We start from the raw sequence: 16,096 nt of genomic DNA on the forward strand, positions 1-16,096 counted from the left end.
GGGGCCGGCTTCCTGACGCGGACGGCACGTCCGCTCTTGTGTCCACCCTGTCCGCGGATGGACGGACCGGTTCAGATGACGATCTGCTTGTCGCGCATCGCGGCGATGGCACCGGCGTCGTAGCCCAGCGCACCGAGGACGTCGTCCGTGTGCTCACCGAGCAGCGGCGCGCCCTTGATGTCCGGCTTGAAGCCGGAGAACTTGATCGGGCTGCCGACGGTCAGATACGTCCCTCGGCCCTTCTGCTCGACCTCCACCACGGTGCCGCTCCGGCGCAGCGCCTCGTCCTCGGCGAGCTCCTTCATGCTCATCACCGGGGCGCAGGGCACCTCCCACTTGCGCAGGATGTCGACCGCCTCGTACTTCGTCTTGTCGGCGAGCCACTTCTCGATCTCCTCGAAGATCTCGAAGATGCGGGACTGCCGGGCCTTGGCGGTCGAGTAGTCCGGGTCCTCGGCCCACTCGGGGCGGCCGATGGCCTCCGCGGTCCGCTTCCAGTTCTGCTCCTGGACCGTGAAGTAGATGTACGCGTTGGGGTCGGTCTCCCAGCCCTTGCACTTGAGCACCCAGCCGGGCTGGCCACCGCCGCCGGCGTTGCCGCCCCGGGGCACGGCCTGTCCGAACTCGCCGTTCGGGTACTGGGGGTACTCCTCCAGGTAGCCGACCCGGTCCAGACGCTGCTGGTCACGCAGCTTGACCCGGGACAGGTTGAGCACGGCGTCCTGCATGGACACCGCCACCTTCTGGCCCCTGCCGGTCCTGTCGCGGTCGATCAGCGCCGTCAGAAGACCGATCAGCAGGTGCATGCCCGTGTTGCTGTCGCCGAGGGCGGCTCCGCTGACGGTCGGCGGGCCGTCCCAGAAGCCGGTCGTCGAGGCGGCACCGCCGGCACACTGGGCCACGTTCTCGTAGACCTTCAGGTCGTTCCACGGCGAGTCCTCGTTGAACCCCTTGACGGAGCCGAAGATCAGCCGCGGATTCCACTCCTGGAGGGTCTCCCAGTCCAGGCCCATGCGGTCCATGGCTCCGGGCGCGAAGTTCTCCACCAGGATGTCGGCCTCGCGGATCAGCTTCTCCATCACCTCCCGTCCCTCGGGGGACTTGGTGTTGATGGCCAGGGAGCGCTTGTTGCTGTTCAGCATGGTGAAGTACAGCGCGTCAGCGTCGGGGATGTCGCGCAACTGGTTGCGCGTCACATCGCCGCCGGTGGTGCGCTCGACCTTGAGGACGTCGGCTCCGAACCAGGCGAGCATCTGCGTGCAGGCCGGTCCGGCCTGTACTCCGGTGAAGTCGATGACCTTAATCCCGGAGAGCGGCAGTTCAGTCATATTGGTTTCTCTCTCGTGAATCGTCTCGGTGCGGAATGTGCGGGGGCCGGGACGTGGTTCAGCGTGGAACGCTGATGCCCTTGGGGTTGAGGTGCGCGATGTTGCCGCTCTCCGTGCCGTCCGTCGGATCGATCACGCAGTCGATCAGTGCCGGACCGCCCGCGGCCAGCGCCTCGCGAAGGGTGGTGGCGACCTCGTCGGGCGTCGTCGCCTGGTAGCCCGCGCCACCGAACGCCTTGATCATGAGGTCGTGGCGGGCCTTCAGCGCGGTCGGTGCCGGATCGTCGGAGGGGGAGGCGTCGTCGCCCCGGTAGACGCCGCTGTTGTTCAGGACGACGGTGACGATGGGCAGGTTGTAGCGGCAGACCGTCTCGATCTCCATGCCGCTGAACCCGAACGCGCTGTCGCCCTCGATGGCGACGACGGGGCAGCCGGTCTCGACGGCGGCGGCGATGGCGTAGCCCATGCCGATGCCCATGACGCCCCAGGTACCGCTGTCCAGGCGGTGTCGGGGCACCTGCATGCCGATCGTGTTGCGGGCCAGGTCGAGCGCGTTGGCGCCCTCGTTGACGACGTAGGCCTCGGGATTGTCCTGCAGCACGTCGCGGATGGCCTGGAGCGCGCCGAGGAACTTCATCGGGTGCGCCGTCGCGGCCGCCTTCAGACGACCGGACATCTTGGCGACGTTCTGCGCGGAGCGGGCGGTGAGTTCCTCGCGCCATGGTGCCGGGGCCGTGATCCGGCCCGGCTTGCTGCGCTCGACCAGGGCCTCCATCACGGAGGAGACGTCCCCGACCAGCGGAGCGGCGATGGGCTGGTTGCTGTCCATCTCCGTGGCGGCGATGTCGACCTGGACGAACTTGGCGTCCGGGTTCCACTGGGGCGCGTCACCGTGGCCGAGCAGCCAGTTCAGACGGGCGCCGACCAGCATGACGACGTCCGCCCGGCGCAGCGCGAGCGACCTGGCCGTCGACGCGGACTGCGGATGGTCGTCGGGCAGCAGGCCCTTCGCCATCGACATCGGGAGGTAGGGAATGCCGGTGGACTCGACGAACTCCCGGATCAGGTCGTCCGCCCGGGCGTACGCGGCGCCCTTTCCGAGCACCAGCAGGGGCCTCTCGGCGCCGGCGAGGAGTTCGATCGCACGGTCCACGGCCTCCGGCTGCGGCAGTTGGCGCGGCGCCGGGTCGACGAGCCGCCACAGCGACGCGGCGCCCTTCTCGGCGTCGAGGACCTCGCCCAGCACGGCGGCCGGGATGTCCAGGTAGACCCCGCCGGGGCGGCCGGAGATGGCGGTGCGGATCGCGCGGGCGAGGCCACGGCCGATGTCCTCGGCCCGGTGCACTCGGTAGGCCGCCTTGACGAACGGCTTGGCGGCCGCGAGCTGGTCCATCTCCTCGTAGTCGCCCCGCTGGAGGTCGACGAGGTGCCGCTCGCTCGACCCGGAGATCTGCACCATCGGGAAGCAGTTGGTGGTGGCGTTGGCGAGCGCCACGAGTCCGTTGAGGAAGCCCGGCGCCGACACCGTGAGGCAGATGCCCGGCTTCTGCGTGAGGAAGCCGGCCGCCGCCGCCGCGTGGCCGGCGTCGCTCTCGTGCCGGAAACCGATGTAGCGGATGCCCGAGGCCTGCGCGAGACGGGCCAGGTCGGTGATCGGGATACCGACGACCCCGTAGATGGTCTCGACGCCGTTGAGTTTGAGTGCGTCGACGACCAGATGGATCCCGTCGGTCAGGGCGGCCGGTTGATCGGCGCCCTCCACGCCCGTGTCCTGTACGACAGCGTCCGTCATGGTCCGGATCCTCCCTAGCGGGTCGCCCAGTTCGTCTTCCGTGTTTCACCATCCGCGCCATGGGGCCGGCGCGTCCAAGATCTTTTGCCAACCAGCTGATTTACCGCGTTTATCGAAGGGGGCGGCGTCCGCCGCCTGCGCCGGGTGCGCTCGCGGACCCCGGCCGGAGCACCTCGTAAGAGGCCTTTCCGCCCCGGGGCGGGCCCCGTCAGCCCGCGCCCCCGACGTCCACGAGCCGCTTGTCGCGGGGGCCTTCGGCCGCGTCCGGTCCGGCGCCGAGGTCGGGGCGCTCGGACACGAAGACCTCGTCGAGCGACAGCCCCGCGACCACGTTGAGGAACGCCCGGGCCACCACCGATCCCGGCGTGGCCGCGTGGATCGCCACCGAGATCTGCGCTCTGGCGTCCGGCTCGACCAGCCGGACGGCCCGGGTCCCCCCGGTCACCGGCATGGCGCTGAGCCAGGTGTGCGGGACGACGCTCGCCCATGCCCCCGTGGAGACATGGGCACACAGGGAGGCGACCGAGTCCGTCTCGACCTGCGGGGTCGCCGTGACGCCCGAGCTTTCGAAGGCGTTGTCGATGAACTGGCGGAACCGCATGTCCGGGGTCAGCAGCGCCAGCGGAAGCTGGGCGGCCTCCGCCCAGGTGATGGTGGGGGCCGGGGGCACCAGCTGCTCGCCGGACACCAGCAGCACGTACTGCTCCTCGTACAGCGGCAGCATCTCCAGGCCCTCCCGGTCATCGGGGCCGAAGTGGGCGATGGCGGCGTCCAGTTCGAAATCGCGCAGCTGGCGGACCAGCTCGGCGGAGGACAGCCGCGAGCACACCTTCACCCTGGCCAGCGGATGCATCGCGCAGAAGGCGGCCACCGGGAGCCCCGTGGTGGTCGACACGGTGGGGCCCGTGCCCAGCCGGAGCGTGCCGGTGACGCCGGACTGCATGACCGCCACCTCGGACTTGAACGCGTCGTGCTCGGCGAGGATCCGCTTGGCCCAGACGACGAGTCGTTCGCCCTCGGGGGTGAGTCCCTCGAAGGTGCGCCCCCGGTTGATCAGCGTGACGTTCAGCTCCCGCTCCAGCTTCGCGACGGCGATCGACAGCGCCGGCTGCGAGACGTAGCAGGCATCGGCCGCCCGCGCGAAGTGCTTCTCCCTGGCGACCGCCACGAAGTACTCGAGCTGCCGGAACAACATGAGCGGCTCTCCTCTACCTCGAGCGATATTGTATGCAGTATTCCTTATTCAGGATGCGGACGCCATACTGACGACGACGTCGATCCGGAGAGGGTGGGCGCGCCCGCCGCACGCACAGCGGAGCGGTCCCCGGGGCGTGCCCCATAAGGAGGAAACCGCCGTGGACGAGAACAACGCGGCCGTCGGGAACGGAGCCCCGCCCCCGCAGGGCGGCCAGGGCACCGGGCGCGTCGGCGAGCCGGAGGGCTGGCTGGCCCAGGCGATCGTGCGTGAGTCCTCCGAGGCCATCGTGGTGGCCGATCCGGAGGGGATCATCCAGGTCTGGAACAGCGGAGCGGAACGGATGTTCGGCCACACGGCGGACGAGGCGGTGGGCCGCAGCCTGGACCTGATCATCCCGGAGAAGCTCCGGGAACGGCACGGCAAGGGCTATCGGCACACGATGGCCACCGGCCTGACCCGGTACGGGGACACACTCCTCGGCGTGCCCGCCACCCACCGGGACGGCCACCGCCTGTCGATCGAGTTCTCGGTGGCGCTGCTGCGCGACGCGACCGGCCGGATCGCCGGGATCTCCGCGATCATGCGTGAGGTCACGGAGCGGCGCGCCACGGAGAAGGAGCTGCGTACGCGGCTGGCCCACCTCGAGCGGCAGCTCTCCCAGACGTCCCCCGCCTGAGCGCACGCCCGACGCGCTGCATCCGGCGCATCACGCCCCTCGGCCGTTCGCGGCCGGGCACAACGGGGCCGTCCGTACGCGGACGACTCCGTCCGGGCGGCCGCCCGCCCGCGGCACCGGCCGCACGGTGCGGTGCCGTATCAGCCGGATCCGGCGTTGCTCGGCGGATAGGACGGACGCCTCGGCGCCGGCGGCGCGAGGGACGGAAGCGGCGGCAGCGCGGCCTCCTGCACCCACGCCGTGAACACGTCGTCCAGCGGCCGGCTCGCGAACCGAGCGACGTGCGCGGTGAGGGCGCCGGTCGTCACGACCCCGCCCCGGTGCACGCCCGCCCAGCCGCGCAGCATCCGGTGGAACGCCTCCTCGCCCATCGCGCAGCGCAGTGCGTGCAGCACGAGCCCACCGCGTTCGTAGAGACGGTCGTCGAACATCCGCTTGCGGCCCGGGTCGGACAGCCGCAGATCCTGCGGCAGCAGGGACAGCTTCCGGTGCGACACCGCGGCCAGCTGGGCGGCCGTGGAACCCCCGGACCGCTCCGACCACAGCCATTCCGCGTACTTCGCGAAGCCCTCGTTGAGCCATATGTGCCGCCAGTCGGCGACGGACACGCTGTTGCCGAACCACTGGTGCGCCAGCTCGTGCGCCACCAGCCGCTCCGAGCCCCTGGCCCCGTCCACATGGTTGGCGCCGAACAGCGACAGACCCTGCGCCTCGACGGGTACGTCGAGCTCCTCCTCCGTCACCACGACCGCGTACTCGCCGAACGGATACGGGCCGAACAGCTCCTGGAACAGCTCCATCATGGCGGGCTGGCGCGCGAAGTCCCTGGAGAACTGGGGCAGCAGCCGCGCGGGGACGTGGCCGTACTGCGGCACGCCCGCATCACCCGCATCGCCGAGAAGCACCGTCTGGTACCTGCCGATCGACAGCCCGACCAGATAGCTGGAGGTGGGGGCCGGCTGTTCGTACACCCACGTGGTCGTCGACGCCTTCGTCGTACGGGTCAGCAGACGGCCGCCCGCGACCACCGAGTACGTCGACGGGGTGGTGACCGATATGTGGTACGACGCCTTGTCCGCCGGGCGGTCGTTGCACGGATACCACGAGGGCGCCCCGACGGGCTGGCTCGCCACCAGCGCCCCGTCCTCCAGCTCCTCCCAGCCGATCTCGCCCCAGGGGCTGCTGACCGGCTTCGGATTGCCCGACCAGTGCACCTCGACGGTGAACGCGGCACCCGCCCGGATCGGCTTCTGCGGACGGATCCGCAGTCTGCCGCCGCGGTGCACATAGTGCGGCGCCCGCCCGTCGACCCTGATCCGGCCGATGCGGAAGTCGGCCAGGTTGAGCTGGAACTCGCTGAGCGGAGCCCGGCCCGCTATGGCGTTGAGGCGGGCCGTCCCGGAGAGCCGGTTGGGGCCGGGCCGGTAGTCCAGGGTGAGCTCGTAGCGGTGCACCCGGTACCGGGGATCGCCGTTGTCGGGGAAGTACGGGTCCGCTTCCACCTTCTGCTGACCGCTCACTGCTGCGTCTGCTCCCTGCGCCGTGCTCGTACCTCGTGCCGGTGTCCCGACTTCCGGCCCCTGACGAGTCACTCCGCGCGCTTCCGGGGACGCCATGCCTCGATCGGGTTGCCCAGCCAGCGGGTGTCGTCGGGCACCGACTCCGCCGCCATCACGAGCGAGGCGGGGCCCAGTGTCGAGCGGGCACCGACCGTGCTGCCGGGCAGGACGATTCCGCCAGGACCCAACGTCGCGCCCTCACGGAGAACCACAGTATCCGTCCTCAAGATCCGGTCGTGGAAGAGGTGGGTCTGCAGTACGCAGCCCCGATTGACCGTCGCCCCGTCCTCCAGCGTCACGAGGTCCGTCTCCGGAAGCCAGTAGCTCTCCACCCACACGCCCCGGCCGATCCGGGCGCCGAGTGCACGCAGCCAGAGGGTCATCAGCGGTGTACCCGGAACGGAACCCGCCAGCCACGGTACGGCCACCACCTCGACGAAGGTGTCCGCCAGCTCGTTGCGCCACACGAACGAGCTCCACAGCGGGTGCTCCCCGGTACGGTGCCGGCCCACGAGCAGCCACTTCGCCACCACGGACACCGCACCGGCCGCCGCTCCTGCGCCCAGGAGCACCAGCCCGCACAGCGGCCACGCCCACCCGCCGAGCGCGCTGAGCGCCGCCACGGTCAGCACCGCGAGCCCCGCCGAGCAGAACACGGGCACGATGCGGCACAGCTCCACCAGCCCGCGCGCCCAGAGCAGCCGGGCCGGCGGGTCGTAGGTGCGGCTCTGGTCGCCGCCGGACACCGCGCGCGGAAGCTTCACCGGGGGCAGTCCCAGGTAGGAGGTGCCCTTCTTCGCCTTCTTCGGCGTCGCCGACAGCACACCGACCAATCCGCCGTCGGGCACGCTCCGGCCCGGCGCGGTCATCCCGGAGTTCCCCAGGAACGCCCGCCGCCCGATCTCCGCACGCCCGATGTGAATCCAGCCCCCGCCCAGCTCGTACGGCGCGGTCAGCGTGTCGTCGGCCAGGAACGCACCCTCACCGACCGTCGTCAGACTCGGCAGGGCGAGCACGGTCGACACCTCGGCGCCCCGGCCGATCCGCATTCCGAGCAGCCGCAGCCACACGGGGGTGACCAGACCGGCGTAGAGCGGGAACAGGGTCTCGCGCGAGCGATCCATCAGCTGGGTGACCGTCCAGGCCTGCCAGCCGATCCGGCTGTGCGTCGGGTGTGTGCCCTCGCGCAGACCGAGGCTCATCAGCCGTACGGCGATCAGGAGCAGCAGCGCGTACATCAGCCCGAACGCGAGCGTGGCGGGGACCAGCGCCTCGGCCGCCCCCCGCAGCGCCCGACCGAGGCCGGCGGCCGGATCGACGAACATGTGCGCCACCAGGAGAGCGGCCGCGGCGGACGGCACCGGCAGCAGCGTCAGCGCGAAGCCGGTGACGCCGTACATCGCCCGCCACCACCGGCCGCGCTGCGGTCGTTCCTCGGGCCAGTTGCGCTTGGCCCTGCCGAGTTTGACGGCGGGGGCGCCCGCCCAGCGCTGACCGGTCGGGACCTGCCCGGCGACGGCCGATCCGGGCGCGACCTCGGCCCGCTTGCCGACCCGCGCTCCCGGGAAGAGCAAGCTGCGGGTGCCTACCACGGCGTGCGCACCCACCTTCACCGGACCGATCTCCAGCCGGTCGCCGTCCAGCCAGTAGCCCGAGAGGTCCACCTCGGACTCCACGGCCGCGGACCGGCCCAGTTTGAGCATGCCGGTCACCGGCGGCAGCGAGTGCAGGTCCACATCGGCGCCGACCTTGGCCCCGAGCGCCCGGGCGTACCGCTCCAGCCACGAGCCCGTCAGCGACGACGCCCCGCTGAACTCAGCGAGCCGCTCCGCCGTCCACAACCGCAGATGGACACTGCCGCCTCGCGGGTACTGCCCGGGCTTGACGCCCCGCAGCAGCAGCCGTGCCCCGCCCGCGGCGACGGCGAGCCGCCCCGGCGGGGTGAAGAACAGCACCGCCCCCGCGGCCACGGCCCACCAGGAGGTGCTCGGCGCCCACGGATACGGACCGAACCGGTGCAGGGCGTTGCCGAGCGCGGCCAGTGCCACGGTCCAGCGCAGCCCGAGGACCGTGAACAGGGGAACCAGCAGGAGGAGTTGCAGAGCCCGGGTCCGCGCCGGGACCGGCACGACCACGCGCTGCGCCCCGTCGTCATGCGCCGACTCCTCCAGATGGCGGGCCAGCTTGCGCAGCGTCGGCTGCTGGTAGATGTCGAGGACGGCCGCGCTGGGATAGCGGGTGCGCAGCCGGGTGGTGAGCTGAGCGGCGGACAGGCTGCCACCGCCGATCGCGAAGAAGTCGTCCGAGGCGTCCGCCACCGGGATGCCGAGGACCTCGGTCCACTGCTCGGCGAGCCAGGCCTCGGTGCCGTACAGCTCGGCCGCGGGCTGCTCCAGGCCCTCCAGCGGCCAGGGCAGGGCGTTGCGGTCCACCTTGCCGGATGTGCGGGTGGGCAGATCGTCGATCGGTGCGAGCAGCGGTACCAGGGCGGCGGGCAGTTCGGCGCGCAGCTTCTCGACGGCGACCGTGCGGTCCCATCCCTCCTGGGTGACGACGTAGCCGACCAGGAGCTGATTCCCGCTGCGGGCCGTCCGCACGGCCGCGGCCGCGCCGGCCACACCCGGCAGGGCCTGCAGCGCGGCGTCCACCTCGCCGAGTTCGATGCGCCGCCCGCCGAGCTTGATCTGCTCGTCGGCCCGCCCCAGGAAGATCAGCCCTTCGGGCTCCGCGCGGACGAGGTCACCGCTGCGGTAGGCACGCTCCCAGCCGAGGGCCTCGAGGGGCGCGTACTTCTCCGCGTCCTTCTCGGCGTCGAGATACCGGGCGAGCCCGACCCCGCCGATCACCAGCTGCCCGCTGTCGCCCATCGCCACCGGCTGCCCGGCGTCGTCCACGACGGCCAGTTCCCAGCCGTTCAGCGGCAGCCCGATCCGGATCGGCTCCTCGCCGGTGAGCAGCGACGCACAGGCGACAACGGTCGCCTCGGTCGGCCCGTAGGTGTTCCAGACCTCGCGGCCCTCGGTGACGAGACGCTGCGCGAGCTCGGGCGGGCAGGCCTCGCCGCCGAAGATCAGCAGACGGACGTCGTTCAGCGTCTCGGGCTCCCAGAGCGCGGCCAGGGTCGGCACGGTGGAGACGACGGTGATCTCCTGCTCGACCAGCCAGGGGCCGAGATCGGCGCCGCTGCGCACCTGCGAGCGCGGCACGGGCACCAGGCAGGCCCCGTACCGCCAGGCCAGCCACATCTCCTCGCAGGAGGCGTCGAAGGCCACGGAGAGACCGGCCATCACCCGGTCGCCGGGCCCGATCGGCTCCTCCTTCAGGAAGAGGGACGCCTCCGCGTCCACGAACGCGGCGGCGCTGCGGTGGCTGACGGCGACGCCCTTGGGCTTCCCGGTGGAGCCGGAGGTGAAGATGATCCAGGCGTCGTCCCCGACGCCCGGCCGGGCGTCGGGGACGTCGGAGCGTCCCTCGACGGTCAGGCGGTGCCCGGCGCCGATCACGGCGCGCACCTGTGCCTCGCCGAACACCAGCTCGGCCCGCTCGTCCGGGTCCTCCGCGTCCACGGGGACGTAGGCGGCTCCCGCCGCGAGAACGGCGAGGATCGCCACGTACAGGTCGTTGGTCCCGGACGGAACACGGACGCCGACCCGGTCGCCGCGGCCGACTCCGGCGTGGGCGAGGCGCCGTCTGAGGGACTCGACCTCGAGGGCGAGGTCGCGGTAGGTCAGGCAGCGATCGCCGTCGTCGAGGGCCGGCTCGTCGGGATGCGCCCGTACCGAGGCGTCGAGGATGTCCACGAGAGTCCGCGGCGAGGCTGCGGGAGCGGCGGAGAAGAGCGCACGGTCACCGAACTCGGCGCGCATCCGCTCCTCGGACGGCGCGAGCGCAGGGCCTTGCTGGAGGGCTGCCATCGGGTCCTCACGTCTCGTTCCCGGAGCGTTCCGGGGCGCTGGTGGGCCCGCAGGGATGCCTGGGGATCTTCCGGTCCAGCTCCGAACAAGCGGACAATCCTAGTACGGCGCCGGACACGGACCGTACCGACCGGCCACCGGAACGGAGCTCAGGGGTGTTTCGAACCCGTGATTCCGGCACGCTGACATGCGGATGCGTCACCGTGACGAGATATGCCCCACACCCGGGCGCAACACGGCACAGGGGCCCATCCGGACCGCGCGACGGGGCACTTGACGTCTCCGTCGCGGGCGCGGAACGGGGCGGAGCTGCGGTCGGTCACCATGGGAAGCCTGGCCTCGCTACGTCCGACGGGGCTCCCATCGTTCCGTATCCTTCCTCTTCGCGCCTCTTGTGACGGCGGGACCGGTATGCGCTCCAAGCGTGATTCGAACCCTTCAGCGGCAGCGAACCGTAAATGCCCCATTCACGACCTCGACCGACATTCCGCGAGTCAGTGATATCCGTCACGTCGGTCCGGGAACTAACCGGCCTGAATAGTAGACGCCGCTCCGATGACATACGGGATTTGTCCGTCTTGACAGCGGTGCATCGCATCCGGAACTCAAGGACTTCTTCTTTCTCGGCGATGCCGCCTGTTCGCACATGCGTAAGGCTTCTGACTGGGTGACAGGCACGCCACAGGCCCCCGTAGCAGGGCCGGCGCGGCCGCACTCCCCTTCGCAAGGGCCGTCCGCGCCTACGAAGCAAAGTAGTACGAAGGCTCTTTGCGCGCTCTGCGAGCCCGTCCTCAGAATGACGGCCGCAGGGCATCGCCGTGGTTCAGGGGTGGGGTCCGCAAAAAGCCAGCCGCACAGGGAGCGCTCGGCGATTACCGGGTGAGGTCACGCATGGGGAAGCACCGCAAGAAGAGCCGTCGGAACATAGTCGTCGCCGCCGTCGCCGTGGGGGCCGTGGGCGTGCCGTCCGTCGCCGTGGCCTGTGCGAACTGGAGGGACAGCGCAGGGCACCCGTCGTACGCCGCCGCGAAGCTGGAGACCAAGCATCGGCGGAACGACGCCGACCGGTACTACGGCTGGAACGCGGACGGGCACAGCACACCCACGGCCGCGGCGTCGAGCACTCCCAGCCCCGCCCCGAGCACGCGGAAGGCCACCTCGCCGTCCCGTCCCGCGAAGACCACCGCCCCCCGGCCAAGGACCGCCGCACCGCGGCTCACCCCGAAGACCCCCGCTTCCGCCTCCGCCTCCGCGCCCGCCACACCGAGGAGCACGCCGAGCACACCGGCGGCCACCGCCTCGGCGCCCGCGACCGGCGCTCCTGCGTCCGCAGACGTCGCACGCGTGGTGGAGCTGGTCAACGCCGAGCGGGCCAAGGTGGGTTGCTCGCCGCTGACCGTCAACGCGAAGCTGACGAAGGCCGCGCAGGCGCACAGCGAGGACATGGCGGCCCACCGGAACATGTCGCACACCGGGTCGGACGGGTCCGCCCCGGGCGACCGCATCACCCGTGCCGGCTACGACTGGAGCGCCTACGGGGAGAACGTCGCCTACGGCTACGCCACCCCCGAGGCGGTCATGGCCGGCTGGATGTCCAGCCCCGGCCACAAGGCCAACATCCTCGACTGCGGGTTCAAGGAGATCGGCGTCGGTCTCGCGCAGCCCAACGACTACTGGACCCAGGACTTCGGGGCAGCCCAGTAGCGCACTGCGGGCAGCTGCCGTTGCCCCGCGGGCGGCCATGCAGACCGGCGTGACCGCCCGCCGGGCGCTCCGGTCCATGCGTCTGCTCCGCGACCGCGGAGCGGACCACCGGCGGGCGGTTACGGTGCGGTGCGCCAGGCCCTCGCCGTGGGACCGGCCGTGCCCGTGTTCCAGTCCAGGCGCAGCACGGCGAGGTCGTCGGTGTGCCGGTCCGCGTTCAGCGTGCGGGTGCGGGTGATGAGCTCGTCGAGATGGGTGCCGGGATCGGGCGCGTGGAGCGTGTCGATGATGCGCAGCAGACCCTCCACCCCGAGGCGGGCGCCCGTGCCGTCCGCGAAGCCCTCGATGAGGCCGTCGGTGTAGGCGACCAGCGCGCCGCTCGCGGGCAGTGCCAGCGTGGTGGCGGGCCACTGGCCCAGCCCGGGTGCGATGCCCAGCGCGACTCCGTGGGCGGCCGCCACCTCATGGGTGCCGTCGGGGGTGACGAGCAGCGGTTCGTGGTGGCCGGCGAGGTGCAGGGTGAGGGAGGCCGCGTGCGGATCCAGGGTGATCAGGGTGCACGTGGTGAAGAGGTCGCTGCCGGCGCGTTCGGCTATGTGGATCTGTTCGAGGAGGTGGAGCAGCTGCCGGTCGCGGTGGCCGCCGAGGGTCAGGGCGCGCCACGCTATGCGGAGGCAGACGCCGAGCGCCGCCGCGTCGGGTCCATGGCCGCTGACGTCTCCGATGATGGCGTGGACCTGTCCGTCCTGCGTCTGGACGACGTCGAGGAAGTCCCCACCCAGCAACGCCTGCGCCCGTCCGGGGTAGTAGCGGCTGGAGGCGCTGACCGTGCCGGAGGACAACAGGGGTTCCGGCAGCAGCCCGCGTTCCAGACGTGCGTTCTCCTCGGCACGCAGACGTCCGATCTGGAGGGCGGCGTTGGCGCGTTCGGCCTGCTTTCGCTGGACGGCGTAGCGGACGGCGCGCTGCATCAGGTCGGGATCGACCTTGCCCTTGACGAGGTAGTCCTGGGCCCCGGCGGCAAGGGCGTCGACCCCCGCGCGGGGCTCGTCCAGGCCGGTCAGGACGATGATGGCGGCGTCGGTGGCCGCCTGGATCGCCTGGACGGTCTCCACGCCGGACGCGTCGGGCAGATGCAGATCGAGCAGGACGCAGTCGACGGGTCCCGAGGCAAGTGCCGCACGCGCGTCGGCAGCCGTGCGGCAGCGCGTCAGCGCAAGCGGCAGATCGGTGTCATGAAGGAGTTCCTCGACCAGGAGGGCGTCTCCGTCGTCGTCCTCCACCAGCAGCACGTCATATTGCTCGTCGCGGCCTGCGGCGGGAGCGGTCACGGCTGTGTCTCTCTGTCCGGGGCCGCCGTCGCGGCAGTGACGGCGGGGAGGGTGAAGACAACGCGGGTGCCGAGCTCGGCGTCGGGGTCGATCCTGATCGTGCCGTCGTGGAACTCCACGACCTTCTTGCACATCGCCAGACCGATGCCGGTGCCCGGATAGGCGTCCTTGGTGTGAAGACGCTGGAAGATGATGAAGACCTTCTCCCGGAACTCCGGTGCGATGCCGATGCCGTTGTCGGTCACCGCGAACTCCCACGCATCGCCGTGGGGCACGACACCGATGTGGATACGCGGCGGCCGGTCGGGACTGCGGAACTTGATCGCGTTCGACAGCAGGTTCTGCCAGAGGATGCTCAGCTGGGTCGAGTCCCCGACGACGGTGGGCAGCACATCGTGGGTGATCTCGGCGCCGCTCTCCTCCACGGCCACGCTCAACGTGTCCAGGGTGCGGCTCAGCACCTCTTCGAGGTCCACGGTCTGGTGGTCGTTGTGGACCCGGCCGACCCTCGAGAAGGCCAGAAGGTCGTTGATGAGGGTCTGCATACGGTTGGCGCCGTCGACGGCGAAGGCGATGTACTGGTCGGCCTTGTCGTCCAGTTGGCCGCCGTAGCGGCGCTGAAGGAGCTGGGTGAAGCTGGACACCTTGCGCAGGGGTTCCTGCAGATCGTGCGAGGCCACGTAGGCGAACTGCTCCAGCTCGGTGTTCGAGCGCTTCAGGTCCTCCGTCTGCTCGTCCAGCAGCCGGCGGGTCCCCTCGCTGGACCGCAGTTCCTCCACCAGGCGCAGGCGCATGGAATCCACGTCGGAGGCGAGCCGGCGCAGGTCGGCGGGACCGGTACCGGCGAGGGAACGGTCGAAGCGGCCCCGTGCGACCTCGCGGGCAGCCGTGCCGAGCGTGCTCAGCGGGCCGGTGATGCCGCGGCGCAGTCCCTCGAAGACGAGCACGGCCACCAGGGCGATGACGAGTCCGATGACGGCGAACATCCAGTTCCGCAGCGCCGTCGCACGACGCAGGTCGCGGGTGGCCACCACCCGTTCGTCCTGCAGATGGGACTGCTGACGTGCCATCGCACGGCGCAGCGAGTCGAATGTGGTCTTGCCCTCGTCGGCCCGTGCCGTGGTGATCTTCGAAGCCTCCGCGGGGGCGGCCGCCGAGACGGGCCGGGCTATGCGCTCACGCCAGGTGCCGGCCAGCTTCTCCACGTCGGCCAGGTCGTCGAGAGCCCGGCCGTCGTTGCCGAGCAGGGACCGCAGGCGCTTCAGTGCCGCCTTCTCGTCGGCCACGCCCTGTGCGTACGGCTGCAGGAAGTCCTTCCGGCCGGACAGGCCGTAGCCGCGGATGCCGGTCTCCTGGTTGACCAGGGCCTCCTCCACCCGCATCGACTCGATCAGGGCCGGGGAGCGCCGGTCGACCAACGAGGAGGTGATCTGCGAGGTGCGCCACATGGCCCAGCCTCCCAACGACCCCAGCACCGCAAGGAGGATCAGGGTGGTGGCCACCCCTGCCCGCAGCCAGCGACGGGTGGTCCAGCCGGCGAACACACCCGCGGTGTCCGTCCGCTTGCTCGTCATCGCGCCCTGCATCTCTCCCCCGGCCGACCGGTCACAGCGCCCCGTGGCGCGAGAGGCACACTGTACCCGCGGGCCGACAACGCCTGTTGTCCCATCCGAGATCAACGCCCTAGGGTGGTGCCATGCCTGGTCCACCTTCCGCTTTTCGTCCGACGGACGGGGAGACGGCCGCTCTGGTGACCCGGCTGGTGGACGAACTCGCCCGGCGACTCGCGCAGGAGACCGCCCACCCGCCCACGGAGCCCCTCGACATGACCGAGGAGTCGCGCCGGCGGGCCCTCGTACGCCTGCGTGTCCTCGCCGACGTCAAACAGGCGGTCCGGCATCTCGAGGACGAGGCCGCCCACACCGCGGCCGCGAGCGGAGCCGGTTACCCGGAGATCGGCCAGGCCGTCGGCATGAGCCGTCAAGGAGCCCGGCGCCGCTGGCCCGGGCTGATCAGCAACAGCACCCCTCACCCAACCCCCCGGAGCTCGTGAATCATGGCTGCCGCCGCAATCCGCCCCTATGACGTGCTGCTGGTCGAGGACGACGTCGCCGACGCGATGCTCATCCAGGACGCACTCGCCGAGCGCGGTACCCGAAACCTCACCCAGGTCTCCGACGGCATCGCCGCCCTCGACTACCTCCGCGACCCGTCCACGGAGCGGCCCGATCTGATCGTGCTCGATCTCAACATGCCCCGCATGAACGGCCGGGAGTTCCTCGCCGTGGTGAAGGAGGACGCCGACCTGCGCACCATCCCGGTCGTCGTACTGACCACGTCCGCCGCCCCCGACGACGTCACCGGCGCATACCACCACCATGCCAACGCCTACGTCACCAAGCCGGTCAACCTCGAGGAGTTCGAGGCGGCGGTGCACAGCATCGACGCCTTCTACCTCGACGTCGCGGTCAAGCCCCCCAAGAACTAGCGCCCGGCGGCGGCTGGCGGAGAGCCCCGGCGGATCCGGCTGCCGCCGGGGCGGAGTACGGCCCGCGCAGGAACGACGGCAAGGCGGCACCTGCCGGGCGTTCGCC

The 16,096-nt window shown here is 71.1% G+C and carries 12 protein-coding genes; 4 read left to right on the forward strand and 8 right to left on the reverse strand.

Translation table 11 applies throughout. From position 1 onward, the window contains the following. Positions 1 to 71 precede the first annotated feature (71 nt). From frc to ACSHXN_RS06430, 3 genes are all read right to left on the reverse strand, one after another. Entirely contained in the window at positions 72 to 1,328 is a 1,257-nt protein-coding gene (frc, locus tag ACSHXN_RS06420) for a formyl-CoA transferase (RefSeq protein WP_355129854.1), read from the reverse strand. 58 nt (positions 1,329 to 1,386) lie between these two features. Further along, positions 1,387 to 3,120, reverse strand: a complete 1,734-nt coding sequence (gene oxc / locus ACSHXN_RS06425; RefSeq protein WP_355129852.1) for an oxalyl-CoA decarboxylase — start codon at positions 3,118 to 3,120, stop codon at positions 1,387 to 1,389. A 208-nt stretch (positions 3,121 to 3,328) separates the two neighbouring features. Further along, entirely contained in the window at positions 3,329 to 4,315 is a 987-nt protein-coding gene (locus tag ACSHXN_RS06430; RefSeq protein ID WP_355129850.1) for a LysR family transcriptional regulator, read from the reverse strand. Between the two features lie 160 nt (positions 4,316 to 4,475). On the opposite strand from ACSHXN_RS06430, the gene ACSHXN_RS06435 reads away from it, so the two are divergent. After that, positions 4,476 to 4,994 (forward strand): PAS domain-containing protein, encoded by a 519-nt coding sequence (locus ACSHXN_RS06435; protein WP_355796820.1) that lies wholly within the window; start codon positions 4,476 to 4,478, stop codon positions 4,992 to 4,994. A 140-nt stretch (positions 4,995 to 5,134) separates the two neighbouring features. Here ACSHXN_RS06435 and ACSHXN_RS06440 read toward each other — a convergent pair whose 3' ends face one another. The 3 genes from ACSHXN_RS06440 to ACSHXN_RS06450 form a co-directional block, all read right to left on the reverse strand. After that, on the reverse strand, positions 5,135 to 6,514 hold the full coding sequence (locus ACSHXN_RS06440; RefSeq protein WP_356114078.1) for a M1 family metallopeptidase: 1,380 nt from the start codon (positions 6,512 to 6,514) through the stop codon (positions 5,135 to 5,137). Between the two features lie 68 nt (positions 6,515 to 6,582). After that, positions 6,583 to 10,467: a Pls/PosA family non-ribosomal peptide synthetase gene (locus tag ACSHXN_RS06445; protein WP_438302787.1), complete on the reverse strand. Its 3,885-nt coding sequence runs from the start codon at positions 10,465 to 10,467 to the stop codon at positions 6,583 to 6,585. Positions 10,468 to 11,537: 1,070 nt separating this feature from the next. Next, positions 11,538 to 11,828, reverse strand: coding sequence for a hypothetical protein (locus ACSHXN_RS06450; protein WP_356291423.1), 291 nt, complete (start codon positions 11,826 to 11,828; stop codon positions 11,538 to 11,540). Between ACSHXN_RS06450 and ACSHXN_RS06455 the strand changes: the two genes are divergently transcribed. Continuing rightward, a complete protein-coding gene (locus ACSHXN_RS06455; protein WP_356291421.1) occupies positions 11,812 to 12,171 on the forward strand; it encodes a CAP domain-containing protein in 360 nt (119 codons plus the stop codon). The genes ACSHXN_RS06450 and ACSHXN_RS06455 overlap by 17 nt on opposite strands. 119 nt (positions 12,172 to 12,290) lie before the next feature. Here the strand turns inward: ACSHXN_RS06455 and ACSHXN_RS06460 are convergent, their stop codons facing one another. Continuing rightward, positions 12,291 to 13,502 carry a PP2C family protein-serine/threonine phosphatase gene (locus ACSHXN_RS06460; protein ID WP_355129840.1) on the reverse strand — a complete coding sequence of 404 codons (1,212 nt, stop codon included), beginning with the start codon at positions 13,500 to 13,502 and terminating at the stop codon, positions 12,291 to 12,293. After that, a complete protein-coding gene (locus ACSHXN_RS06465) occupies positions 13,499 to 15,076 on the reverse strand; it encodes a sensor histidine kinase (RefSeq protein ID WP_355796815.1) in 1,578 nt (525 codons plus the stop codon). Before ACSHXN_RS06465 ends, ACSHXN_RS06460 begins: the two co-directional genes overlap by 4 nt. Before the next feature lie 122 nt (positions 15,077 to 15,198). On the opposite strand from ACSHXN_RS06465, the gene ACSHXN_RS06470 reads away from it, so the two are divergent. Next, positions 15,199 to 15,555 (forward strand): hypothetical protein, encoded by a 357-nt coding sequence (locus tag ACSHXN_RS06470; RefSeq protein WP_438302788.1) that lies wholly within the window; start codon positions 15,199 to 15,201, stop codon positions 15,553 to 15,555. A gap of 3 nt (positions 15,556 to 15,558) precedes the next feature. Then, the gene (locus ACSHXN_RS06475; protein ID WP_355129834.1) at positions 15,559 to 15,990 is read left to right on the forward strand and encodes a response regulator; all 432 of its coding nucleotides are present in this window, start codon (positions 15,559 to 15,561) and stop codon (positions 15,988 to 15,990) included. Positions 15,991 to 16,096: the final 106 nt, after the last annotated feature.

This window comes from Streptomyces sp. HUAS TT11, from assembly GCF_051553595.1.
Taxonomy (GTDB): domain Bacteria; phylum Actinomycetota; class Actinomycetes; order Streptomycetales; family Streptomycetaceae; genus Streptomyces.

What these genes read in the sequence shown, in the direction of transcription:
- ACSHXN_RS06475 (WP_355129834.1), top strand. Translation starts at nt 15,559, where the DNA reads ATGGCTGCCGCCGCAATCCGCCCCTATGACGTGCTGCTGGTCGAGGAC.
- ACSHXN_RS06430 (WP_355129850.1), bottom strand. Translation starts at nt 4,315, where the DNA reads ATGTTGTTCCGGCAGCTCGAGTACTTCGTGGCGGTCGCCAGGGAGAAG.
- ACSHXN_RS06470 (WP_438302788.1), top strand. Translation starts at nt 15,199, where the DNA reads ATGCCTGGTCCACCTTCCGCTTTTCGTCCGACGGACGGGGAGACGGCC.
- ACSHXN_RS06465 (WP_355796815.1), bottom strand. Translation starts at nt 15,076, where the DNA reads ATGACGAGCAAGCGGACGGACACCGCGGGTGTGTTCGCCGGCTGGACC.
- ACSHXN_RS06445 (WP_438302787.1), bottom strand. Translation starts at nt 10,467, where the DNA reads ATGGCAGCCCTCCAGCAAGGCCCTGCGCTCGCGCCGTCCGAGGAGCGG.
- frc (WP_355129854.1), bottom strand. Translation starts at nt 1,328, where the DNA reads ATGACTGAACTGCCGCTCTCCGGGATTAAGGTCATCGACTTCACCGGA.
- oxc (WP_355129852.1), bottom strand. Translation starts at nt 3,120, where the DNA reads ATGACGGACGCTGTCGTACAGGACACGGGCGTGGAGGGCGCCGATCAA.